General features: G+C 45.0%; 16 protein-coding genes. 9 read left to right on the plus strand and 7 right to left on the minus strand.

Features of this window, described 5'->3' with window-relative positions; all coding sequences use genetic code 11:
- Positions 1-160: 160 nt before the first annotated feature.
- Entirely contained in the window at positions 161-721 is a 561-nt protein-coding gene (locus tag RLO19_RS19705) for a DUF2062 domain-containing protein (RefSeq protein WP_446359145.1), read from the plus strand.
- A 186-nt stretch (positions 722-907) separates the two neighbouring features.
- On the opposite strand, the gene RLO19_RS19710 is transcribed toward RLO19_RS19705, so the two are convergent.
- Both RLO19_RS19710 and RLO19_RS19715 read right to left on the minus strand, forming a co-directional pair.
- Entirely contained in the window at positions 908-1771 is an 864-nt protein-coding gene (locus RLO19_RS19710) for a DUF4388 domain-containing protein (RefSeq protein ID WP_446359146.1), read from the minus strand.
- A gap of 130 nt (positions 1772-1901) precedes the next feature.
- Positions 1902-2264 carry a response regulator transcription factor gene (locus RLO19_RS19715; protein WP_446359147.1) on the minus strand — a complete coding sequence of 121 codons (363 nt, stop codon included), beginning with the start codon at positions 2262-2264 and terminating at the stop codon, positions 1902-1904.
- Between the two features lie 735 nt (positions 2265-2999).
- Between RLO19_RS19715 and RLO19_RS19720 the strand changes: the two genes are divergently transcribed.
- The 4 genes from RLO19_RS19720 (at position 3000) to RLO19_RS19735 (ending at position 8232) form a co-directional block, all read left to right on the plus strand.
- Entirely contained in the window at positions 3000-4361 is a 1362-nt protein-coding gene (locus tag RLO19_RS19720) for an AAA-like domain-containing protein (protein WP_446359148.1), read from the plus strand.
- A gap of 545 nt (positions 4362-4906) precedes the next feature.
- Entirely contained in the window at positions 4907-5662 is a 756-nt protein-coding gene (locus RLO19_RS19725) for a PEP-CTERM sorting domain-containing protein (protein ID WP_446359149.1), read from the plus strand.
- A 435-nt stretch (positions 5663-6097) separates the two neighbouring features.
- Positions 6098-6811, plus strand: coding sequence for a PEP-CTERM sorting domain-containing protein (locus RLO19_RS19730; protein WP_446359150.1), 714 nt, complete (start codon positions 6098-6100; stop codon positions 6809-6811).
- 431 nt (positions 6812-7242) lie between these two features.
- Complete coding sequence (locus tag RLO19_RS19735) at positions 7243-8232, plus strand: GGDEF domain-containing protein (RefSeq protein WP_446359151.1); 990 nt, start codon at positions 7243-7245, stop codon at positions 8230-8232.
- Between the two features lie 332 nt (positions 8233-8564).
- Here RLO19_RS19735 and RLO19_RS19740 read toward each other — a convergent pair whose 3' ends face one another.
- Both RLO19_RS19740 and RLO19_RS19745 read right to left on the minus strand, forming a co-directional pair.
- On the minus strand, positions 8565-9248 hold the full coding sequence (locus tag RLO19_RS19740; RefSeq protein WP_446359152.1) for an ATP-dependent Zn protease: 684 nt from the start codon (positions 9246-9248) through the stop codon (positions 8565-8567).
- Positions 9249-9310: 62 nt separating this feature from the next.
- Positions 9311-10210, minus strand: a complete 900-nt coding sequence (locus RLO19_RS19745) for a M15 family metallopeptidase (RefSeq protein ID WP_446359153.1) — start codon at positions 10208-10210, stop codon at positions 9311-9313.
- A 138-nt stretch (positions 10211-10348) separates the two neighbouring features.
- On the opposite strand from RLO19_RS19745, the gene RLO19_RS19750 reads away from it, so the two are divergent.
- On the plus strand, positions 10349-11326 hold the full coding sequence (locus tag RLO19_RS19750; protein ID WP_446359172.1) for an AEC family transporter: 978 nt from the start codon (positions 10349-10351) through the stop codon (positions 11324-11326).
- Between the two features lie 150 nt (positions 11327-11476).
- Here RLO19_RS19750 and RLO19_RS19755 read toward each other — a convergent pair whose 3' ends face one another.
- On the minus strand, positions 11477-12076 hold the full coding sequence (locus tag RLO19_RS19755; RefSeq protein WP_446359154.1) for a DJ-1/PfpI family protein: 600 nt from the start codon (positions 12074-12076) through the stop codon (positions 11477-11479).
- Positions 12077-12646: 570 nt separating this feature from the next.
- On the opposite strand from RLO19_RS19755, the gene RLO19_RS19760 reads away from it, so the two are divergent.
- Positions 12647-13279 carry a hypothetical protein gene (locus tag RLO19_RS19760; protein ID WP_446359155.1) on the plus strand — a complete coding sequence of 211 codons (633 nt, stop codon included), beginning with the start codon at positions 12647-12649 and terminating at the stop codon, positions 13277-13279.
- 259 nt (positions 13280-13538) lie between these two features.
- Here RLO19_RS19760 and RLO19_RS19765 read toward each other — a convergent pair whose 3' ends face one another.
- Positions 13539-15011, minus strand: coding sequence for an alpha-amylase (locus RLO19_RS19765; protein WP_446359156.1), 1473 nt, complete (start codon positions 15009-15011; stop codon positions 13539-13541).
- Positions 15012-15519: 508 nt separating this feature from the next.
- Entirely contained in the window at positions 15520-16500 is a 981-nt protein-coding gene (locus tag RLO19_RS19770) for a tetratricopeptide repeat protein (RefSeq protein WP_446359157.1), read from the minus strand.
- Between the two features lie 394 nt (positions 16501-16894).
- Between RLO19_RS19770 and RLO19_RS19775 the strand changes: the two genes are divergently transcribed.
- Both RLO19_RS19775 and RLO19_RS19780 read left to right on the plus strand, forming a co-directional pair.
- Positions 16895-18955: an elongation factor G gene (locus RLO19_RS19775; RefSeq protein ID WP_446359158.1), complete on the plus strand. Its 2061-nt coding sequence runs from the start codon at positions 16895-16897 to the stop codon at positions 18953-18955.
- A gap of 219 nt (positions 18956-19174) precedes the next feature.
- Complete coding sequence (locus tag RLO19_RS19780) at positions 19175-24475, plus strand: AAA family ATPase (RefSeq protein ID WP_446359159.1); 5301 nt, start codon at positions 19175-19177, stop codon at positions 24473-24475.
- The last annotated feature ends 262 nt before the right edge of the window (positions 24476-24737 follow it).

Genomic DNA, 24737 nt, shown 5'->3' on the forward strand with positions numbered 1-24737 from the left:
CACCTACAAACTCTGTTTCTCATATTATTATTATACCTAAGATTAGAAAGAAAAGCAACTAAAGTTGCTAAACTAAACACATTGCTCGGTTTCATCCCTCGGATAAATCACGAGGGCTTTCACCATCGCTTATGACGTAACAGTAGATTCTCTAGCCTGTATGTCTAGAAATTCCTTGCAAACTCGCCCCCAACGTTCATCATTAGAGGTAAAGCCTGAACCCATTTGTCCTTCCCCCAATCGCAACCGCTATATCAGACCCAGTTTCCGGCGCCGCATACAATACTATTACTGGCGCTTAATTCGTCTCTCTGGACCCCCAGAAGTGATCGCACGCGGCTTAGCCTGTGGTGTGTTTGCGGGATTGTTTCCCCTATTTGGGCTACAAACCATTTTAGGTATATGTCTAGCCCTTATCTTTCGCGGAAATAAGATTATCGCGGCGGCTGGTACTTGGGTGAGTAATCCCTTGACGTATGTGCCGATTTATGCATTTAACTTCCATGTCGGTCAATGGCTACTCCAGGAAAATGGCTTAACCGATATTAGCCTAGGATCTTGGCAGGAGTTCAAAGAATTAGGATCTGAGATTATCGGGACGTTATTTGTCGGCTGCTTTACAGTGGGAATGGTTGGTGCGATTAGTAGTTATTTCCTAGGATTGATAATGGTGCGGCGGGTTCGCGCCTCTTATCGCTCACGTCGCCAAAGTCATCGCTAAAAACCATTATATTAATTAGGGCTTGCTGCACAACGGCAAAACCCTTATCTATCAAGGCTTTGAGTAGCATAGACATTGGATCATCTTCAAGGAAATAGGGTAAAACCCTTTCATACCCTTGCACCGCTATCAGGGAAAATGTATCATTGCTCCCCCTGCTCCCCCTGCTCCCCCTACACCAAACATCTAAGAGGCTTTAGGGACTAAAAATCCCAGTAAATTTTGCAGAAATGAATAACTGACGGTTTCCCGATAGGAGTCTTTGTGTAACCCTGCCGATGGAGACTCAACAGTTGGGGTAAAGTTATCCTCTACCTCTAGAAAAATCTCTTCGGCTAAACCAATCGCAATTAAGCGAAAAGCAATCTGCTGTACCGTTTTCAGAGGAAGTTGTAGGTATTGGGCGATCGATTGGAGAGACACCATGCAATCAGTATAAGTCCAAACTTGCCACTCTAGGTCATTTAACGGATAATCAGGTTTAACATTCACCACACTGGTTAAGCCCATATCCGGAGCAGGTAACTGATCAGCCAAAGCATCCCAACTCGGCAAATTTCTGAGTCCGATTAATGTTGCTAGTGTCGCCGATATACTCAAACCTGTCATTTCTATTGTCGGTAGTGGTACATTATGCTCAAACCTAAAATGACCTGATTTGAGTTTAAATGCATCATAAATTGGCTGGAGAACTTGAGCTTGGAATAGCCACTTGAGTTGCTGGTTGGTTAAAATTCCCTGTTTTTTAAGATAAGAACCCAAAGGTTGATGCTGGGGACATAACCGACTCAGTTTAGCAAAGAGACTGGATGGACAGCTATCCTTTAGCCAGCGCCGTTGGGCAATCAAAGAGACTAAACCTTGATCATCTAACAAATTTGCCATCCCGACAAGGTTTCCCCGATACACCCAAATATAATACGCTTTATTTGAGGACGTTTGCTCCGTATCGTCAGGATGCAAAGTTAGCAAACCGCTTTGATGTCCGGTTTCAAGTAACCAAAAAACTTGCGGTAGAGAAAAATCAGCAAGAGAACCTGTGATGCACATGATAATTGAAAGGTATTTTAAGGATTGAGTTTAAACTCTTTAAAAGAGCGAATTTTCTTGTCTGTACATAACTTTTGATTTCGTTGAGCGGTTATTGGCAGCTTAGCAAACATCCACCCCCTAAGATTCTTTACCTAGGAACAGGTACAGTTGATCGAATCTGCTCTAACAATTCTTGGAAATTGAACGGTTTGAAAAAATAAGCATTAGCCTTGGCTTCATTAGTCGAGATGGTCGGTAAATCTGGTGCTAAACCTGTCATTAGGAATATAGGCAGACGATAGCCGTACCAACGCAATTTTTTACACAGACTTATCCCATCAAGTTGGGGAAGTTCGATATCAGAAAGTATCAAGTTGTAGTCGGTTCCTATTGCCCTTTCCCACGCCAATTCGCCATTTGTAACTACATCAACGACATAGCCTTCAAACGTGAGACATTCAAATAAAGCTTCGGCAAAGTCTAGGTTATCTTCGACGACAAGGATTTTCATAATATCTAAATCCATTTTCTAAATCAGGGTTAATGATTCCGGAAACTCGACCAGACAAGTTACTCTTTATTAGACCAACTTATATCTGTTAGTTTTACAAGAGAAATCCCTAACTTTCCGGTTAAATCCTTGAATTATTATACGCCTGTTCAGCACTGTGACCGATTCAGTTACGACGCATTACAATCACTCAAATAAGCAGCGATTTTTGGTTAATAGCTTTAGCCAAGAATGCGGATCAATACCAGCGACCTCTTTTCCAGCTCATCCTCATTAAACTGAGTAATAAATTTTATGGCGTTTAATAACCTACCCATCTATACTTATTATGATGCCAAATTTAACCTCTATCAACAATATATAAATTTGACATCAGCTTTGTGCTGATGAAAGGGGAAGCTTTATCTAATCTTTAATTGCTGTCCCCAAAAATTTACAAACTCTTTAAATAAGAGGGTTGACAAACTAAACGGAATGTTGGATTATGAAAAACATGTTTAATTTTATAGATTTGTCAATATATAAAATTGATAACTTAGTTAGGGAATATCAACTGCTAAGCCTCGGCGCTTCTCGTTTAACACACAATAAGTTAGAATTGTCAATAGATTAAAATGATAACTTTAGGGAGTCAACTTCGTCTAATTTAGTGAACTTTTATGAATTGACAAGGCGTGACATACCCTGAACTGAGAGGATAGCGAGTAGCTGCGCTGCAAGCTGAGAAGGTGTACGATGATTACACAGGGACATCGCCCAATTGATCAGGTATTGGAATGTATAGATACATTCCTGGTTGCCAAGACCGGTCATTCGCTGAGTTATATTCAAAAAGCTATTTTGTGGGCATCATGGCAGGATGAACCTAAGACGTATGATCAGATTTCTCTGGAAAATGGTTATTCTGCCAATTATATTAAGCAAGGCGTCGCGCCGAAGTTATGGCGTTTACTCTCAAAAGCCTGTGGGGAAAAAGTTAATAAGACGAATTTTCGCTCGGTACTAGAACGAAAACTGTTTAATGGTAAGGGTTTGGCAACGGCTAAGTCGCTGGAACCTAGGCAGGTTGTCCCCTTAGAAGTACCAGAGGGACAAGTTGCGTTGAAATCTATCTATTATATTAAGCGATCGCCCCTAGAATCAGACTGCTATCAGCAAATCCGCCAACCCGCCACCATCCTGCGTTTACAAGGTTCCCAGCAGATGGGAAAAACCTCGTTAATGGCAAGAATTCTCGCTGATGCACAAAAGCAGAACTATCGGACGGTACGATTAAGCTTACATCAGGCGGAGAGTCCAGTGTTCAGCGCGATCGCGAAATTTTTGCGCTGGTTTTGTGTCAATGTGACACGACAACTTGGATTAGAACCGAAACTGGATGAGTATTGGGATGAAGAAATGGGCTGTTTGATTAGCTGCACGCTTTATTTCCAGGATTACTTACTCAGCCACAGCGATCGCCCCTTAGTATTAGCTATTGATGAAGTGAATCAAGTTTTGCAGTATCCTGCGATCGCGGGAGACTTTCTAGCATTATTACACTCCTGGCAAGACGATACTAAAGATATCCCCGTCTTTTCAAAACTGCGTTTGGTGCTAGTTCATTCGACAGAGGGTTATCTTTCGTTTCATCCCCATCAATCCCTGTTGACGGTGGGGTTAGGGATTCAGTTACCCCCGTTTACTCGTGAACAAGTCTACGAGTTGGCAAAGCGTCATCAACTCTATTTATCATCCCAGGAACTGGATCAGCTGATGCGACTTTTGGGGGGGTTTCCCTATTTGGTGCGTTTGATGTTCTATGAAATGGTCAAGCATCAGGTGAGTTTAAAATCATTATTAGAAACTGTAGCGACAGATACAGGAATTTATGGGAATCACCTCCATCGCCATTTATGGAGGCTGCGCCAGTATCCAGATTTAGCGGTGGCTTATCAACAGGTGCTTAAGGCAAATGATGCGGTAGAACTTGATCCAATCGAGATGTTGAAGCTGCACAGTTTCGGGTTAGTGCGTTGGGTTCGCGATCGCATGGTGGTAAGCTGTCAGTTGTATGAGGAGTATTTTCGCGATCGTGTGGCGATAGGAGACTTGTAGGATATTGGTGAAAGACCCCTCCCGACCTGACTTTTCACGTTATGTGGCGCCTCTGTAGGGGCGGGTTTCACGACTATCTTTTTGGTTGCACAACAGATGTGACTAAACCCGCCCCAACTCAGGTTTCTAGACTTCCCGTGAAAAGACCCCTCCCGACGCCTCCCCTACGAGGGGAAGGAAGCGGAATATATTCTTGATTTGGAGAATGGGGGTGTAGGGATTTGGTGGGGTGTAGGGGTTTGGTAACCAAACCCCTACTGACAAAATTTTGTTATCCTAAATACATCGTCCACGCACAAAGCGTGCATTCACTTGTGTAATATTAAAAATCTCTAACCCCCAGGGAGCGTTAATCCCAAGAAATCCCCCTATAGCAGGATGTCTTGCCCACCTGGACGGAACTTCATGAAAAGTTTACAGAAAGTTCATCGTAACTTTATGGATACTTTCAGAAAGCTTGAGTAATATGAAGTTAGCTTAGGCAGAGAAAAAACCTAAAGCGAAAGATACACACTAGACGCAGTTATCTATCGAGGAGTTTAAGTATGATGAACAGATGGGCAATCGCAGCCGCCGCTACAGGCGCAACATTAGTCGGAACTTTCGCCGCTCCCGCTCAGGCAATCACCTTGGGAGAAATTTGGTCAGGGGGTGGCACCTTCATGACGGACCATTTCACCTACAGCAACTTTCAGTGCAGCATAGCAAAATCCAATCTCGGTAACTCATTTCTAGTTCCCAACAGTTGCGACGAAATTAAGATAAACCACACAAATCCTTCCTTTAACCTGGAAATCCAAGGACCCTTCTCCGCCACCAATCTAGGAAACACAGGAGTAGCTTTCATTGATGCCTTAATCACCTTTGATGTAGAGTCAAAGAATGGAAGCGACATCAGCAATATTGAGCTTGCCTTTAACGGAGCATTTGAGGGATTAGCGCGAGCTAGTGTAACCGAGACGGCTCGTGATATGAGCGGTAACATCATTGGGCAACTCAAGGTTACCAATTCAGGTGCAGGCACAGACTTACAAGATCCTGCATTTGAAGCCGGAGACTTTGATCTGCTGTACCCTGTTTCAAAATTAACTATAACCAAAGATATCTTGCTTCAAGCCGGTCCAGGGAGTTCAGCGGAGATTTCATTGATTGGACAGAACTACACAGTTGATGTACCCGAACCAGGAACGGTAAGCGGATTACTTGTGTTAGGTGCCTTAGGAGCTGGCTTCATGTTCAAGCGCAACCGTCAATTCAGTGGGTTTACTTCTTTCTTTCCCTCTGACAACGACAAAAACTAAGCCAAAGCGATATTCACCCATCAATCGGGTGGTACGGCTAAACATAGAGGGTATAGTACGACTCAGCACTTACCCGATTTTTTTTAGAATTCCTGGAGACGGGGACTCATCTCTTATCAGCCAAGCCCTGATCACGGCTTGAGAGCAAGCGATCTTCCTTTGCGACTGAATATCAAGGAGGATCGCTTTTTAGCAAATGATCGCTCGAAACCTTTGTACCAAAGGTATGCCAATTAATTTTGTAGCCTACCTCAAGGTTTACCAAAACTTTATCTTAATCAAGCCGTAAATTCACCAAAACTTTACTGTAGAGGGAATGACAGCCCAGTTTATATAAGGTATCTTTAAAGAGAGAGAAATATAGAGAAGAAGATTAACCTCTTCTAAAAAACCTTCGCCATTCACAGTCGTCCAGTTAAGTTAGGGAGATATAATATGATACATAAATGGGCAATAGCAGCGGCAGTTACAGGCGTCACAGTGGTAGGCACTCTAGCCGCTCCAGCTCAGGCGATCACATTGGGAGAGATTGGCAACGGCTTTCTGGATGTCGGAAATCAAAGATTCAGTAACTTTCAGTGTGCACTCTCGACGTCTGGTCCGGGACTGCTGGTTCCTAACAGTTGTGAAGAAATTAAGATCAATACCATTGAAAACAGTCCCTTTGGAATTGATATCCAAGGACCTTTTTCTGTAACTAATTTTGCTTCACCAGAAACCGAGTTCCTGCAAGCCTTAATTAGCTTTGATGTAGAAGTATTAGATCCCACCAAGGCGATTAACTCCATTAATCTGGCATTTAACGGAGCTTTTGCAGGGAATGGAAAAGCCAGTGTCAAGGAGACGGCTAGAGTCGATGGTGCGATTGTTGCCGAACTAATGGTGTCTAATCCTTATGAAGGAGGATCAGACCTACAAGATCCAGCACTAGAAGGCGAAGATTTTGACCTAGCTACCCCATACAAGAAATTGAACATTACCAAAGAGATTCGGGTTGAAGCCGAAGCGGGTGGTTCTGCGGAAATTTCATCAATCGTTCAGACCTATGATCAGACAGAGGTTCCTGAACCCGGTACAATCGGTGGCTTGCTCGCTATTGGTTCCCTGGGTGTCGGTTCAATCTTGAAGCAACTCAAACAAAAGAAATAATCTCCTAACTCAGTGTGTTCCCAACAAAGGTTCCTCAGAAGGTATTTCACTGACTGAGGTTTTGCCATCTTTACCCCCATCTAAATCGTTGATTTGGGTGGGGTTATATCATGTCCGGTTGAATACTTACACTATTGGTGGAGACAAGGCTCCAAGGCAGAAGGCTCCAAGGCACGATAAGTTAGTGTAGAAGTCAGGGCAAATGAGTTATACTCGAACTCTTGATCGCATCCAAAGCAGGGTAGCAACCCTCAAGAGGATCGGCGTAAGTTTCTGCCTACAGCACATCTACCACTGTTCTTAGCCCAAAAAAGAGTCTACTCTGGATAGAGAGGGGAAATCCCTGCCAAAGCTTCAAATTCTGGTATAAAACGTTTTAACATCAGGTGCACAGGGTAAATGTCTCAGCTCTTGTCGAGCTACATCCCAAAATGGACGCTTCTGTATTAATCGTGGGAAATTCACAATTCCTTAAGACGTTCCTTGACCAGATTCGCACGATCACGTCTGGCAAGGTGGAAGCGTCTGCCAATCCGGAGGATGCTCTGAGTAAGGTTCAAGCTAGACAATACGCCATTTTAATCGTACAGGCAACTCAGAACGGTAGTTTGGATCTCTGTAAGCAGGTTAAAGAACAGCTGCAGTTAAGCTGGACCTATTGCATTTTAATTAATGACCCGTCTTATCCCTTGAGTGAAGGTAAACCCGATCCACGTCGGGAGCAAATTATTTGTGCTGAAGCCCTAGAAGGCGGTGCAGATGCTTACCTACCCTTAACCTGCGCCCCAACAGGAGATCCAGGCAGCACGTTGGCAGAATATCGGCTCCTGAAAGCCCATATCCTAGCCGGATGGCGCAGTGTGAAGTTCTATCAAAAACTGCTGCAAACCAATGATGTGCTCTCAACCCTGGCTCTGGCTGATCCCTTAACGGAACTTAATAATCGTCGGGCAATGGAATGGGAGTTACCCCGGCAAATTCAAAATGCCCGCACCTACATCACTGACTTAAGCGTGATTATGATGGATGTGGATCATTTCAAATCCGTGAATGATACTTATGGACATCAAGTAGGCGATCGCCTTTTGCAGTTGCTCTCAACCCGACTCCAGCATAATCTGCGCCTACAGGATACTTTGTTTCGCTATGGCGGCGAAGAGTTTTTAGTGGTTCTCAATCAAACCAACGGCGAGGAAGCTCAAATCGTTGCCAAGCGCCTGCGATACCTGATCAACGAGCAACCGTTTAATGTAGATGGTACGATCGCGATCGAGATTACGATTAGCGTTGGCATTGCTTGTCTCAAGGCTTCAGATGACCACAAAGGCGAAAGCCTCGTCAAACGCGCTGACCATAACCTTTTGCGTGCCAAAGCCAAAGGACTCAACCAAGTGCTTTACAGTGACGACACACTTTATTAATAATGTACCAGACGTAGCATGTTACGTCTGAATTTTGAGTGTTGAGTTTTGACCCTTCCCTTTGCTCAAAGGTACGGTTGTGTGTAGGGGCGGGTTTCACTATTATCCTTTCTAGACCACACTTAAATGTGACTAAACCCGCCCCTAAGCTGTAATGCATTTAAATTGGGTATGAGTAGCGAGCAAGATGCTCGCACTACAAGGATTGCGCCATTATTGATATTAAAGTTTAAATGCCGAACAGCTTACTAATTTTTCTTCCCCAGCTTCCCCAGCTTCCCCAGCTCCCCCAGCTCCCCCAGCTCCCCCAGCTTCCCCTGTACCCTTCCTGTTTAACTGTGGTAATGCTCTTGAATCAAACGGTAGCAGTCGCCTACGCATGTCCGTTCTGCCATAGCTTTAACGAGGGCTTCGTAAGCCTTCCAATTGTCCTGTAACATAGTTTGAGCTTGGAGCATCGCCCAGCGCTGTTTGGTGGTCAATTCGCCAGCAGGACGTTTAAATAATGTCAATGCCTCTTTTAATTTTTGGCAATCGTCAATTCCTCCCTCCGCTTCACCGTAAACTAGAGTTTCTGCGGCAATTCCTGCCATCCAGACGGTACAGAATCGATCCAGAGTCAATCGCATTTCGCCAATGGCAAGTGGATTCGGCGAGAGTTGCTCAGTATCAAATTGCACGCCACCTAAACCCGGTTGTCCCTGCTTTAGGGCTTCCCAAGCTGTCAGCGTATAACCCGTGATCGGAATCCCCAAAAGGTAAGCCACAAGGAAATGACCCGCTTCATGGTGCACAATGCGATCGCGATACTCACTACGCCTCCTTGCCAGCCAATCTAATAGTACCGTTGCACCTTTACCTTGAAAGCTGAGAGTGTCTACCGTAGCCAATCCTAAAATTCCAAATGTTGCCAAAGCTGGAATAGCTGGTGGAATATTAAAAATTGGACTCAGGAGGGCGGAAAGGGTCATTCCGAAAATGCCAATGGCAATTACATTGAGAGTGGTCTGCTGCATAAGTTGATATAAAAGTGCGTTGTTGAAGGTTGATTATGAATTTTGCAATTAATTTCTAATCACTACAGATCCCTGTTCCCTGTTCCCTGTTCCCTGTTCCTTGTTTCCTGTTCCTTTGTACTCGATTCATCCTCTGGTTCTGAGGGAGAAGGAGACGGTTCCGAATCAGGAAGATCCAAATTTTGAGCTTTGTAGAAAGTTTCTAAACTATCAGGATCGCCAACAAAGCGCCAGTGCCACGGTTCATAACTCACACCTTGGGGATTACCTTGGGGAAAGGATAACTCAAAGCTATAGTAAGCGGCATTCTTTTCCAGCCACTTAAAAGCCGCCGTATTCTCAAAATTGGTGTTCAGATTTGTGGCGGGTGTTCTACCATCGCCAATATCGACGGCATAACCCGTGTGATGTTCGCTGTAACCAGGAGGCGCACTCACTTCAGCCCGTTTTGTTGCGACTTGTCCCCTTTGCGCCTTGATGTCAAAAAACAAATGCTCCTGTTGTTCGGATGTACGATAGCCGGATATTGGTACTAATATCACACCATCGGCTTGAGCGGCTGCCCTCATCGCTTTAAATTTCTTTGCCGCCGCTTCTCGTAGTTTAATGCGACCATCTGAGGTAATGGGTTCGAGTTCGGATAGGGGGGCTTCTTCGTAGGGGAGGTGTCCCAAAAGATTATCGACGTCGTTGTCACTCTCTTCTGGATTAGCTGGGGTGGAGGTATCCGTTGTGGTGGGTTGTGGGGAAGAGGTAACCCTTTGGGGGGATTGAGAGGTGGACGAGGATAGGATTAGCCCCAAAACGATCGCGCCGCCTCCTAATACTGCCATGATAATCAGAAACGGTGACAGGTGCGATCGCCGTCGGGTGTCGGGTGTATCCCGCACCGCTACGGGAATATCCTCGTCTGTTGATTCGGATAAGTTGGCGGGTTTTCCTGGAAAATCGGGGGTATTCAAAACTCCACTCCTGAGCGTATTAATCAAGCCAATTTCATTCTCTGTAGGTTGGCAACTTCACTTACTGTAGTCTGTGCCAATTTGTTTTCTGAGAGACTGGCTTATTATCAAAACCGTTGTCTGTTTAATCATCCTCTAATGCTCAGTCTAGATCCAGAGCGTCTACAACCCCTGTTCCAACTTTACCTCCAGCTAGGGGGTGGTGTGGTACTCGGATGGGTGTTGGGACGTTTGATGCCCCAGTGGATACCAACCTTTATTGGTCAATTTCTGTTCTGGATTGGGGTTCCTATCAGTATTATTACGTTTCTACGGGGGGCGGATCTATCGGGAAAGATTTGGATTGCCCCGATCGCAGCTTGGGTGGCGATTTTATTGGGCGCTCTCTTGGCTTGGTTTTGGATGAAGGGGGGTGGGGGTCAGTTTGTCGCCGAAAAAGGCTTGACAAATGATAATCCCCATGCATGGAATAAACCCACCCAAGGGAGTTTCTTGCTGGCGTCGATGGTGGGAAATACAGGCTATTTGGGGTTTCCGATTAATCTAACCTTATTGGGAGAAAACTATTTTGGTTGGGCGCTATTTTATGACTTGCTGGGCAGTTTACTCGGGGCGTATGGTTTAGGTGTAGTATTGGCAGCACGTTTTGGTCGGGTTAATAAGAGTCAGGGGCAGTTAGTGCGATCGCTCGTGATTAATCCGGCATTGTGGAGTTTGGGCATAGGATTAGCGTTGCGTCAGGTTCCATTACCAGGATGGCTGGAGGAGGGAATGACCGGATTTGCCTGGAGTGCGATCGCGCTTTCACTAATTCTGATTGGTATGCGTTTGAGTCAGTTGGCGTCTTGGCGCAAAGTTAGACAAGCTGGGGTGAGTCTGGGCATTAAAATGCTGCTGATTCCTTTGGTATTAGGGATGGTGCTACCGCAGTTTGGCATAGTTGGTAAGCCGCAATTAGCGATCGTCCTGCAAATGGCAATGCCGCCAGCTTTTGCCACTTTAGTCATCGCCGAAGTTTATCAACTCGATCGCGAGTTAACTGTGACAGCACTGGCGGTTGGTTCTACAGGACTTTTACTCACCTTACCGATTTGGTTACTCTTATTTGGGGCTTAGCCTCAAGAAGGCTGAGAATGTCATCGAGGAGGCTCTGCTATTATGATCCTAAGTTCAATAGCACTGACATAAGCCTTTGCGGATCGCCAAAACCCTTGATATACCGTAGGCATTGCCCACCAGTCTTAAGTCAGTGCCATTCATCCTAAGTTAAACCGCCGCCATTTCTTGATGTTCAATTTTTGTCCCCAACAATTTCAGAAATTCGGCTAACCAAGCCGGGTGCGCGGGCCACGCCGGTGCAGTGACTAAATTGCCATCCACCATCGCTTCATTAGGCGGAATGTGGGTATATAATCCTCCTGCCAACTTCACATCAGGTCCACAAGCTGGATAAGCGGTACAGCTTTTCCCTTCTAGAACATCGGCGGCGGCTAAAACCTGCAATCCGTGACAAATAGCCGCGATGGGTTTATCAGCTTGGGCAAAGTGGCGGGTTATTTCTAGAACCCTCTCATTTAAGCGAATATATTCGGGGGCGCGTCCACCAGGAATCACCAATGCATCATAATCGGCGGCTACCACATCACTGAATGTAGCATTCAACGCGAAATTGTGACCCGGTTTTTCACTATAGGTTTGATCCCCTTCAAAATCGTGAACTGCCGTTTTTACGCTGTCTCCAGCCTTTTTATCAGGACAAACGGCATCAACTGTATGTCCCACCATTTGCAATGCCTGAAACGGCACCATCACTTCGTAGTCTTCGACGAAATCACCAACGATCATTAAAATCTTTTTTCCACTCATGGTTTTTTAATCCTCGATAAACGTCAACGCGATCACCTCTAGTGATGATTATCCTTAATCGTAGCGTTGAAGATACTCCGCCGAGAGGGTGGCTTGTTGCGGCGTGCGATCGCATCCCATCTCCAGACTAAAAGTAAACCATAGAGGGTCTGAATGCAAAAAGTTAGTCAAGTTGAATTTTCTGTCAGAAAGAAAAACACCTTGACGGGATAGGTGGGCAATGCCCACCCTACTACAGCTAATTAAAGTTTACGGTCGGGATAGTCTTATGTCTTATGTAAGGGTTTGAGGACTATTGACAGAACTTAATATAGTGTGGTTTATTTCCACCAACCTAATTCGCTCCCTTTAAAAAAGTGGGAGAAAGGGAAAGAAAAAATAAAAAAGGTTCAATTCCCATAGGTACTCCCACTGCAAGTCATCCAAACCCTGACCTTTTCAAAAGGAAACTAGACCGGATTTTCACTTTCGTTTTAATACCTTAAGGAATATTTCTTAAGGAGGTAGATTTTTATCACCATCAATCTTTAACCTTAGATAGTAGTCCTCTAAAACTCTTCTCAAACTGCCATGAACAAGCCCTTTAGTTTCACCTTAATCTTCTCTAGTGCCGCCTTAATTTTTGCCGCTCCTCAGGTTGTCTTTAGCCGTCCTGTAGCACAAAGGTTGGGTTACCCAGTTGTGCCCAATTCACTAGCCGACGCCTTAGTGTGTTATATGGAAACTCCGCAAGGGGTAACCCTCAATCTCGAAAGCATCTGTGGGGCGAATTCAGCAGATCAAAACCCTAACGGTTTGCCAAGTGTGGATTCAAGAGTAGATGACGCTAGAGTAGATGACGCTAGAGGTGTGCCAAGTACAGATACAGCCCCAGATAGCACTACTCCCAATAACCCCAACAGTCCCAATCGCACAGGAGATACCACCACTACTCCCAATAACCCCAACAGTCCCAATAACTCGAACAGTCCCAATCGCACAGGAGATACCACCACTACTCCCAATAACCCCAACAGTCCCAATCGGAGAGGAGATACCACCAATACTCCCACTAACCCGAACAGTCGCAATAACCCGAACAGTCCCAATCGCACAGGAGATACCACCAATACTCCCACTAACCCGAACAGTCCCAATCGGACAGGAGATACTACCAACGGCGCAGCCAATGGCGAAACTCTTTCAATACCTGATAGGGATTAATACTAAGTTGCATTCAAACGTATAACTACCTATTTCTCTTGCCTCTGCGTTCTCTGTGCCTGCAGTGGTTCGTTAAATTTTACGTTAGACTGCAACTCGGTATAAGAAGGATTTCCAGCAATGCGAATGAAGTGGCTGGGGGCAGGCATCGTCAAATTACTCAAACATACTACCACTCTTGCTCCCCTCTCCATCCCCCCTTGCCCCCCTTTGAAAGGGGGGGATGGAGAGGGGAGGGGCACAGGCGTGAGGGCTGTCGCTATTCTTGAAGCCACACGGAAACAGAACCGCCTTTACAACGAAACTCTGCCCAACCCCATTCATTGGTGTAAATGGGTTCCTTCACATGTTCGGTTAAATCATAGAACTTGGCATTGGGTTTACCCACTTCCATCCACTTATAACCGGGAACACTATCACTCATAATCACCGCCATGGCTTTGGGATGGGCGTGATCCCCTAAGCGAGTCCAACCAATTGTATTGTAGTGATCAAAGTAATCGTATTGATCCCCGTAAGCATAATGTTTCCGAGCATAGAGGAGTTTGTCAATTATCCAACGGTAAGACGGAAGGAAAATCTTATAACGATTACCATCTTTGCCATAATCCTCATATTCTGCACCGTAATAATCAGCATAGAACACACAAGGATAACCCTCGCGGCGCAATAAAATTATCGCATAAGCTAAAGGTTTAAACCAGGGTTCTACTGGCGATTCTAATGCCTGTAACGGTTGCGAATCATGGTTTTCCACAAACGTAACCGCATGGGTGGGACGTTGCTGCATCAAAGTGCCGTTGAGGATAGTCCCCATATCGAAATGTCCACCGGAGCGGCTAGCGTAATAGAAGTTGTAGTGGAGTGGCACATCAAATACCGACATTTTGCCATTAACGGCATTAATATACCAGTGCAGGGTGTCGATATTGTTGTACCAATATTCACCCACAACAAATAAATCTTGGTCCCTATGATACCTCATCTCATCCAGCCATTGGGGGAAAAACCAGGATGAAATATGTTTAATCGCATCAAGACGGAAACCATCAGCGCCTGTGGTATCGAGATACCATTTGCCCCAACGAGTTACTTCATCGCGCACGTCTTGACTCTGGAAATCAAGATCACATCCCATTAAATAGGCAAAGTTCCCTTTTTCTAATGCCACATAATCATCAAATACTTTACCGTCAAATAGATAAATCGTATTGGATTCTTTGGTGTAATCGTCGTAATCAACAGCATCAAAGTGCCACCAATGCCATTCAAAATTAGAATATTTACCCTGACGACCCGGAAACTTAAAATGGGAATAGGCGCTGATATCCCTTGTCCATCCTTTAGGATGAAGCCGGTCATATTCATTAAAAGGGGTAGCGCGAACAATCTCTGTCCCATCACCTCCCATGCGATGATTCAGAACAGTATCTCCATAGGCTTGTATCCCCGATTCGTGTAAGGCGTTTATAGCGGCTAAATATTGCTCACGAGTCCCGTATTTGGTGCGAACTGTACCATGTTGATTAAATTCCCCCAGATCATACATATCATACACGGCATAGCCGACATCATAGGTTCCTCCCATTCCCTTATAGGCTGGAGGTAGCCACAACGCTGTAAATCCAGCATCGGCTAATTCTTGTGCCTTGTTTTTAACGTCATTCCACAGGATGAGATCGGGATCAATATACCAGTGGAAAAATTGCATCATTGTGCCGTTGATTGACATTTTAATCCTCTTTTTTTTGTCGTTGAAGCGTATGAGATGGAAGAACAATGTTCCAGATTTGCCGTGGCGTGTCTGGAACCAATCGGGGCGGGTTTAGTCTAATCGGGGTAAACAAGACAGGATAAGAATGAAACCAGCCCCGACAAAAAAGCTCGACTTTCCCCTACAATCCTTTATGATCCAAACCGAATCACTTCACCGGAACTCGCACGACTATAACTAACCATTGCCACCTCCTGTCCAGCAGAATTGATTAAGCTAATAATACCAGAACTGTTGCCCAATTGCATCGAATTCGGATTGGCTCGCGAAATGGTAAAGCGCTTCACTTCCTGAGGTTGCAGCGTGCCATTAATCTCTTCAGGACGGTTTAATTTATCTTATGAAAAAGAGGATGAGTAGCTAAATCAATTTCTCGTTTACCTGCCGCTTTGACCTGTTCATCTAATAAAATATCAGCGATAGAGAATTAATTAGGGTTTGTTGAATAAGGTGCTGCAAGCCCTAGCTAACGGTTAAGATCGCGAGTTTGCACCAACAGTTGTTCGGCAGAGGCTGCCCACTGAGCGTTACCTTGAGCCTGATAAAGGTCTCTAGCATATTCTAGAACTTGCTGGGCATCGCTTAATCGATTTTGGCGCAGAAAGACTAAACCTGCCCCATAATAAGCATTGGCATAGTTAGAGTTACTTTCCGCAGATTGGCGGAAGGCTTCTAGCGCTCCATCTAAATCTCCCTGTTCAAATAAAATTGACCCTAGATTATAGTAAGCTTCTGGGTATTGGGGGCTGATTTTGATGGCTTGCTCAAATGCGGCTTTAGCCTGATCAAGCTGTCCCTGTCGCAAATAAACCAGTCCTAAATGATAAGTGGGTTCTGGTGCATTGCGGCTCAACTGCATCGCTTTCTGGAACGCCGCGATCGCAACTTCATATTCTCCCAATTCAGATAGCACTAACCCATAATTATAGTGGGCGACCCCCAACTCCGGATCAAGTTCAATTGCTCGTCTCAAAGCATCCCGTGCTTGGGGCAAATTCTTCCCTTCTAACAACGCCGCGCCTAAATTCGCGTAAGCTAGAGCAAAGTTGGGAGCGATCTGAGTCGCCTGGTAAAACGCATCGGCGGCTGCTTGTAACTGTCCGGCTTGACGCAAGGCTAATCCTAAATTATAGTGCGCTGGGGCAAGCTGGGGGTTGAGTTGTGCCGCTTGACGAAATGCTGCGATCGCTTGGGTTACATTCCCTTGCTGAATTAACGCAAGTCCCTGGTTTAGCTGTTCTAGTGCAGCAGGTTGGGTTGGCTTCAGGGGAGGGATAGATTGAGCCAGATCATAAGCGGCTTGTGTCTGGAATAGGGGTGCAGGCTTGTATGTAGAGACGTGCCATGGCGCGTCTGGGTTCAGGGAAACTCTGCCCACCTGCTCTGATGCTAGGGAAGGATGAGCCGCAACTGGATCAATGCTAATACTCAGCAACAGTAAGCTCACGTTAAGCCTCAAGGATTTGAAACCTTTCCTCCGGCTTTTCTGGTTTCCCCATTCAGCTACCATTATCCAAAAATGTTAAAAAAATGTTAAATCTACTGACCTTATGAATTATACCTTATGGCAACAGATATGGCTATAAAAATTAGCACTCATTGATATCTAGCAATGTTACTTAACTTTAACGGTAATTTTCCTGACCCAACCTCGCCAGAATTATCAAATTGAGGACAGAACGCGCTAATTTGATAAACAGAGAGTTGATCATCTGCTCAGCCAAACGATAAATGCCACAGATGGGCAGATTAAGAGGTGAACCAATCGCTGAATTGAGAGAGCAGACAAGACTTCACTCCCTTAACTGATCACCTGATTACCGTTAGTCCTGGGGAAAATTATGAACCAAAACGCTGTAACCGCCATCCGTAATGTGGCAATTGTAGGTCCTTATTTGAGTGGTAAAACCAGCCTGTTAGAAAGTTTGTTGTTCGTTACTGGGGCAACATCTCGCAAAGGAAGCATCAAAGATGGAAACACGGTAGGGGATGCGATCGCCGAAGCACGCGATCGCACAATGACGGTGGAGATTAATGTCGCCAGTACCGAATACCAGGGCATTCGCTTTAACTGGATTGACTGTCCGGGTTCGATTGAGTTTGCAATAGAAACCTATAATGCTCTGATGGGTGTCGATGCCGCTGTTGTCGTCTGTGAACCAACCAGCGATCGCGTGCTGATGCTCGCCCCCTTGTTCAAGTTTCTAGATGACTGGAAAATCCCCCACCTCGTCTTTGTCAACAAAATCGATCAACTCTCCTGTGACGGGGGAGCCTGCGGTTTACCCTATCGCCAGATTTTAGACGCCTTGAAAGGAGTATCCTCCCGCCCGCTGATTCCCCATCAGTACCCGATTGGCAAAGGAGAACAGCTAATCGGGTTTATTGATTTAGTCACAGAACAAGCTTTTCATTATCATACAGGCGCTCCAGCAGACCCCATACCCCTGCCCGACTCCCTCAAAGACGCCGAACACGCCGCACGGGAAGAAATGCTGGAAGCGTTGGCAGATTTTGATGACCACTTACTCGAAGAACTCTTAGAGGAAATTGAACCGCCCCAAGAGGAAATTGTCAAGGATTTGAAAATGGAATTAGGGGCAGATTTAATTGTGCCTGTCTTTATGGGTGTCGCCGAACAAGATTATGGGGTGCGCCACCTGATTGATGCCCTATTACGGGAAGCCCCAGCCCCAGAAGCCACGGCTCTTCGTCGGGGATTGACGGGTAAAGGTGGCGCAACGGTAGCGCAGGTACTGAAAACCTATTACACCCCCCAAGGAGGCAAACTTTCTCTAGCACGGGTTTGGGCAGGTCAACTCACCGATGGTGCGGTTCTCAATGGGGTTCGGGCTGGTGGACTATACCATATCTTTGGTCAGCAACAACAGTCTACCCCAGAGGCAAAGGCAGGTGATATTGTCGCGATCGGACGATTAGAGGGGATTCACACCGGCGACACCCTGAGTACAGACGAGAAGGGGGCAAAAGAATTACCGAAAGCCCCAGCAATGAAACCCGTCTATGGCTTAGCGATTACTGCCGAACAGCGCAAAGATGAAGTTAAGCTCAGTGGGGCGCTGACGAAGCTTTTAGAAGAAGATCCCTCATTAGCTTGGGAACAACATGAGGATACCCATGAAATTATCCTCTGGGGACAAGGTGAAATTCACCTGCAAGTGGCATTAGACCGACTGCGGCGCAAATATAATTTGCCGATGAATACTCATCTCCCTCGGATTCCTTACAAAGAAACGATTCGTAAATCCACCTCATCCCATGGGCGATATAAACACCAAAGTGGGGGTCATGGGCAATTTGGGGATGTGTACCTGGATATTAAGCCCATGGAGCGCGGTGAAGGCTTTAGCTTCTCGGAAACGATTGTCGGTGGTGTAGTCCCGAAACAGTATATTCCAGGTGTTGAGACGGGGGTGCGGGAGTATTTGTCCCAAGGTCCTTTGGGATTCCCGGTTGTCGATGTAGAAGTCACCTTAACCAATGGGTCTTATCATTCCGTTGATAGTTCAGAACAGGCGTTTAAACAAGCCGCACGAGTGGCAATGACGGAAGGAATGCCTAAGTGTAATCCGGTTTTATTAGAACCGATTATGACAATTCAGGTATCTGCGCCAACGGAATTTACATCGAAAGCGCTGCAACTGATATCTGGGCGTCGGGGACAAATTCTCAACTATGAACCGGTTTCGGGTTGGAATGGATGGGATCGTATTTCTGGGTATTTGCCTCAGGCGGAGATGCATGACTTTATCATCGAGTTGCGATCGCTTACCTTGGGGATTGGCTTCTTTAACTGGGATTATGATCATCTCCAGGAAGTTCCGGGTAAGTTAGCTGATAATGTCCTGGCGACTACAGGGAATGGGAATGGCAACGGCTAGCCCGGATTGTAGAGACGTTCCGTTGGCACGTCTAGGCTGTTGACTCATGACTCATTGACGAGTATCAAACACTCATTGACGAGTATCAAACACTCATTCACCATGAGTGGGCGCACATCGGTAAAGTCTAAGCTGACGCAATCCCCAGTGAAGTCAGAAGCTCAGGCTTCTACGAAGTAAGCTTGAGTAGTTCACAATTCCCCTCTAGTCATACATGGCATGGTTTCTCTGGCTGGATACGAAGAGTTCAGGCAAATTCATGGTAGCGAGAACTCTCAAGTGTATCGCGCTCGACGGATTTGCGATCGCCAACCCGTCATCCTCAAATTTCTTAACCGAGACTATCCCACCACTGAGCAAATTCGACGCTATAAACAAGAATATTATCTCACCTGCCAATTAAAGTCTCCCGGTATCGTTAAAGCCTATAGTCTAGAAGAATGGGGACGCAGTTACGCGATCGCACTAGAGGATTTTGGTGGACTTTCTCTCCAACATTGGCTGAAACAGCGTCAACCCCTTTCCCTACAGGAGTTTCTCGTCCTGGCAATTGCGATTACCAATAGTTTAGCCCAAATTCACGCTCAACATATCATTCACAAAGATATTAATCCCGCGAATATTGTTTTTAATCCCGAAACCCAAGCCCTAAAAATTATTGACTTTGGCATTGCCACCCAACTGAGTCGAGAAAATCCTACCCTAAAAAATCCTAATGTGTTAGAAGGCACCCTGGCTTATATCTCTCCAGAACAAACGGGGAGAATGAATCGGGGATTAGATTATCGCACCGATTTTTATTCCTTGGGCGTCACCTTCCATGAAATGCTAACGGGTCAATTGCCCTTTGCTAGTACCGATCCCCTAGAATTAGTCCATTGTCATATCGCCAAAACTCCACCGTCGCTATCCCATCAAGAGACAGAAAAGGGCGAACCAATTCCACCCGTAATTGCCGATATCGTGCTCAAGTTGATGGCGAAAAATGCTGAAGATCGCTATCAAAGTGCTGATGGATTAAAAGCGGATTTAGAAACCTGCCTAAAACAATTAACAGAAACCCAGACTATTGATTCTTTTCCTCTCGGTCAACAGGATAGCTCTGAGCGCTTTCAAATTCCCCAAAAACTCTACGGACGAAACGCCGAAATCGCCACATTATTGGCGGCTTATGAACGAGTATGTGCGACAGAAAATGTTGAATTGATGCTAGTAACTGGGTATTCAGGTATCGGTAAATCCTCCTTAGTTCAAGAACTGTATAAACCAATTACCGCCCGTCGAGGTTATTTTATTTCCGGGAAATTTGACCAATTTCAACGCACTATTCCCTATTCGGCAATTGTGACGGCGTTTCGTCGGTTGATTGAGCAATTACTAGGAGAAACCGAGGATCAATTGCAAGTTTGGCGAGAAAAACTATTGCAGGCGTTGGGAAAAAATGGGCAAATTATTATTGATGTTATTCCCGAAGTCGAACTCATTATCGGTCAACAACCACCTGTTCCCCTATTAGGCGTCAACGAATCCCAAAACCGTTTCAATTTGGTGTTTAGCAACTTTATCCGCACGTTTTGCAGTGTCAAGCATCCGTTAACCATTTTCTTGGATGACCTCCAATGGGCGGATTTAGCAACCTTAAAACTGATGGAACGAATTTTAATCGACGGTGAAACCCACTATCTTTTACTCTTGGGAGCCTATCGAGATAATGAAGTCTCCGTCAGTCATCCCTTGGCAATTTCCTTGCAAAAACTCCAGCAAATTAAGGGTAACGGGATTCAGACTATTTGCTTAAATCCCCTGTCCTTCGAGCAAATCAGTTGTTTAATTCACGACACCCTCCAGCATCCGCCGCCACAGCTTCACAAGTTAGCCCGTTTAGTTTGGCAAAAAACGGGAGGTAATCCATTCTTTGTGAATGAATTCTTGCAAACATTATACAGCGAGAAGTTTCTACAGTTTAATCGGCAACAGCGACGTTGGCAATGGGATTTGGCGGCGATTGAACGAACAGGGTTTACAGATAACGTGGTAGAACTAATGGTGGGGAAACTGAAAAAACTACCTTCCTCTAGCCAACAGATTTTATCCCTAGCGGCTTGTTGTGGTGCAGAGTTTGACTTAAGACTGCTTACCTGGGTTGAGGAAAAATCGCCTCAAGATATTTTTGACTTATTAAAAGTCGCCCTAGAACATGGCTTTATTTTTTCCTTATCCGAAGCCGATGAAAATTTGCTGATTCAGTCCTATAAATTTGGACATGATCGGATTCAACAAGCTGCCTATTCGTTAATTACTGACCATCAAAAAAAAGAACTTAATTTGAGAATTGGTCGGCTGTTGTTGGAAAAGCTTTCTAGCCAAGAACGAACCGAAAAACTCTTTGAAATCGTCGATCGATTGAATGCAGGTCGGTTGCTGATCACTGATAAAGCCGAACGGTTAGAGTTAGTCAAGTTAAACCTGTTAGCCGGAAAACAAGCCAAAAATGCCACCGCTTATGGGGCAGCTAGGGACTATTTAGTCGTGGCAATGGAAGGGTTAACGGATGAAGCATGGTTAAGTCACTATGATTTGGTTTTGGAGTTATATAAAGAACGCAGTTTAATTGAATATTTTAACGGTCATTTAGATAAATCAGAAAACCTGCTAAAGTATACCCTGAATCAAGTTAAATCGGTATTAGACAAAGGAGAAATTTATAAACAGCTCAGTATTCAATACACGCTGATGGCACGATACGCAGAGGCGATTGAAACCGGACGGCAAGCCTTGGCGTTGTTAGGAGTTTATCTACCCAAAAATAAGCTAAAAGCGGCGCTGGATGTGGAAGTTGAACAAGCCAAACAAAACTTAGGCGATCGCGAGATTGCTTCATTGTTATCAGAACCCGAAATTACGAGTCCTGAACATAAAATGGCATTGCAATTGTTGATCAATATTGACCCTCCTGCTTATTTTTCAAATCAGGAACTCTACCCTGTTATTGTGGTTAAAATGGTCAATATTTCTCTGTGCTATGGCAATATTCCCGAATCGGCAAAAGGTTATGTGACGTATGGCATTATCTTGGGTTCGGTTTTAGGGGATTATCAATCAGGATATGAGTTTGGTTGTTTGGCGGTAAACTTGAGTGAGCGATTCAACAGTCCGTTTCAAAAATGTGCCGCTTGTTTGGTTTTGGCGGGTCATTTAAATCATTGGGTGAAGCCACTAAATTTAGCCAAACAGATTTTTGATGATGCCTATCAAGCGGGGTTGTCATCGGGTGAATTACGCCACTCTGGCTATGCCTTAGAACATCAGTTGCGTTACTTGTTTTATCAAGGGGTAAATCTGGAAGAAATTCTGGAACTTTTGCCCAATTATTTGCAGTTTTTGCAAAAGACAAAAAATCAGTGGGCAATTGATGGCATGGTGGGATTTCACCTAGCTTTATTGAATTTGTTGGGACTGACTCAGAGTCACCTAGAGTTTCACAACGACGAGTTTAATGAATGTGGCTATTTAGAAACCTGTCGCACTAACAATAGTTGGGCTTGGCTGTGTACGTTTAGTATTTTTAAAGCTCAACTATTGTATCTCTATGAGGAGTTTGAGATGGCTTTCGCCGCGATTTTAGAGGCTGGCAATTTTATCGATTTTGTGTTAGGTCATTTCCAAGGGGCTGAATATAATTTTTACTATTCCTTAATTCTGAAATCCCTTTATCCAGAGGCAACTGAGGACACAAAGAAACAGTATTGGCAGCAGTTAGAGCGAAATCAACAGCAACTAAAAAATTGGGCGGATAATTGTCCCGAAAACTTCCTGCATAAATATCTGTTAATCGCCGCCGAAATGTCACGGATTTCGGGACATGAGATAGAAGCGATGCGGTTGTACGATCGTGCCATTGAATCTGCCCGAGTAAACAAGTTTATTCAAAATGAAGCCTTAGCCAATGAACTAGCTGCTCGATTTTGGCTAGGGGAAAGCAAGCCGGAATTTGCTCAAATCTATCTCAAAAATGCTCATTATGGATATACAATTTGGGGGGCGAAGCGGAAAGTTGAGGTGTTAGAAGCCAAATACCCGAAATTGTTGCGATCGCAAACAGATCAACTGTCTATCTCAAAAACATTGAATACTTACACAACCAGCGACTCGACGAAGGGTGAACTGTTAGATTTAGCCACAACTGTCAAATCAACCAATGCGATTTCCAGCGAGATAGTTTTAGATAAATTGCTGGCAAATTTAATGAATATTCTGGTTGAAAACGCTGGAGCGCAACGGGGTATCTTGATTTTACCCAGTAGCAATGGGTTACTTGTGGAAGCCACCAAAGAAGCTGATTTACAGGACATTCCCGTACTGCAATCGATTCCTCTGGAGCAGTTTGAACGGCTCTCCTCAAAAATTGTCCATTATGTCGCCCGCACTTGCAAAACAGTGGTGTTAAATGATGCGACTCGTGAAGATAACTTCACCAACGATCCCTATATTCAACAGTATCAGTGTTTATCTATCGCCTGCACGCCGTTAATTAATCAAGGCAGACTCCAAGGGATTATCTATCTGGAAAATAACCTAACAACCGGAGCCTTTACCCAACAGCGCATGGCACTGTTACGAACCCTCGCCACCCAAGCGGCTATTTCCTTAGAAAATGCCAAACTCTATGACAATATCACCACCTTAAATTCCGCCTATGAGCGGTTCATCCCGGCTCAGTTTCTCAGCTTTTTAGACAAAGCGAGCATTGTTGATGTCAAAATAGGGGATCAAGTTGAACGGGAAATGACAGTTTTATTCGCTGATATTCGGGACTTTACCACAATTTCTGAACAGATGACGCCAGCGGAAAATTTTGCGTTTATTAACGAGTATCTCAGTTATATGGAACCACAAATTCAAAACCATGGCGGATTTATCGATAAATATATTGGTGATGCGATTATGGCATTGTTTCCTAATTTGGCTGATGATGCGGTTCAAGGCGGAATTGCTATGCTGGAAGCCTTAAATCAATATAATCAAATTCGACAACAACGAAATCGGAAACCCTTACGGATTGGTATTGGGTTACATACGGGATTGTTAATGTTAGGAACCGTTGGCGGATTGGGGCGCATGGATGGAACGGCGATTGGCGATGCAGTGAACCTTTCCGCGCGGGTAGAAGGGTTAACCAAAATCTACGGGATTTCGTTTTTAATCACCCATCAAACCTTGGGGCGGTTAAATAATCCCTTAGACTATGACTTTCGCTTTATCGAACAAGTGAAAGCCAAAGGCAAAGCCAAAGCCGTGGGTTTATTTGAAGTATTTTCCGCCGATCCTCCTGAACTCCGAGACGCCAAACTTGTCACAAAAGAGACATTTGAAAAAGCCGTGATGTTGTATCATTTCGGTTCTTTTGCCGAAGCCGCCGATTTATTTCAAAAATGCCTAGACTATCATTCTAGCGATCGCGCCGCCCAAAGTTATCTCGAACGCTGTCAAATCCAGATCAGAACCAATCCCTTGGAGTAAGCTAGGGGAGCCATGTAGAGACGTGCCATGGCACGTCTCCATGGCACGTCTCCATGGCACGTCTGGAAGCCGGGCAGGTTTGTAGGGGCGGGTTTGACGATTATCTTTTCGGTTGCACCCAAATCTGGCTAAACCCGCCCCGACTGTCGTTAGCGCAAGAGACTTCCCGTGAAAGGTCTTGTATATTAATTTTTATAACCAAAATAGATCTTCTGCGTAGAATTCAAACCTGAAGCCTCAGTGATCGGTATAAACTCGCCAG

The sequence above is a fragment of the Coleofasciculus sp. G2-EDA-02 genome (assembly GCF_040226375.1).
Classification (GTDB): Bacteria; Cyanobacteriota; Cyanobacteriia; order Cyanobacteriales; family Coleofasciculaceae; genus Coleofasciculus.

What these genes read in the sequence shown, in the direction of transcription:
- RLO19_RS19740 (WP_446359152.1), bottom strand. Translation starts at nt 9,248, where the DNA reads ATGCAGCAGACCACTCTCAATGTAATTGCCATTGGCATTTTCGGAATG.
- RLO19_RS19720 (WP_446359148.1), top strand. Translation starts at nt 3,000, where the DNA reads ATGATTACACAGGGACATCGCCCAATTGATCAGGTATTGGAATGTATA.
- RLO19_RS19710 (WP_446359146.1), bottom strand. Translation starts at nt 1,771, where the DNA reads ATGTGCATCACAGGTTCTCTTGCTGATTTTTCTCTACCGCAAGTTTTT.
- RLO19_RS19730 (WP_446359150.1), top strand. Translation starts at nt 6,098, where the DNA reads ATGATACATAAATGGGCAATAGCAGCGGCAGTTACAGGCGTCACAGTG.
- RLO19_RS19760 (WP_446359155.1), top strand. Translation starts at nt 12,647, where the DNA reads ATGAACAAGCCCTTTAGTTTCACCTTAATCTTCTCTAGTGCCGCCTTA.
- RLO19_RS19765 (WP_446359156.1), bottom strand. Translation starts at nt 15,011, where the DNA reads ATGTCAATCAACGGCACAATGATGCAATTTTTCCACTGGTATATTGAT.
- RLO19_RS19775 (WP_446359158.1), top strand. Translation starts at nt 16,895, where the DNA reads ATGAACCAAAACGCTGTAACCGCCATCCGTAATGTGGCAATTGTAGGT.
- RLO19_RS19780 (WP_446359159.1), top strand. Translation starts at nt 19,175, where the DNA reads ATGGTTTCTCTGGCTGGATACGAAGAGTTCAGGCAAATTCATGGTAGC.
- RLO19_RS19715 (WP_446359147.1), bottom strand. Translation starts at nt 2,264, where the DNA reads ATGAAAATCCTTGTCGTCGAAGATAACCTAGACTTTGCCGAAGCTTTA.
- RLO19_RS19750 (WP_446359172.1), top strand. Translation starts at nt 10,349, where the DNA reads ATGCTCAGTCTAGATCCAGAGCGTCTACAACCCCTGTTCCAACTTTAC.
- RLO19_RS19735 (WP_446359151.1), top strand. Translation starts at nt 7,243, where the DNA reads ATGGACGCTTCTGTATTAATCGTGGGAAATTCACAATTCCTTAAGACG.
- RLO19_RS19755 (WP_446359154.1), bottom strand. Translation starts at nt 12,076, where the DNA reads ATGAGTGGAAAAAAGATTTTAATGATCGTTGGTGATTTCGTCGAAGAC.
- RLO19_RS19725 (WP_446359149.1), top strand. Translation starts at nt 4,907, where the DNA reads ATGATGAACAGATGGGCAATCGCAGCCGCCGCTACAGGCGCAACATTA.
- RLO19_RS19705 (WP_446359145.1), top strand. Translation starts at nt 161, where the DNA reads ATGTCTAGAAATTCCTTGCAAACTCGCCCCCAACGTTCATCATTAGAG.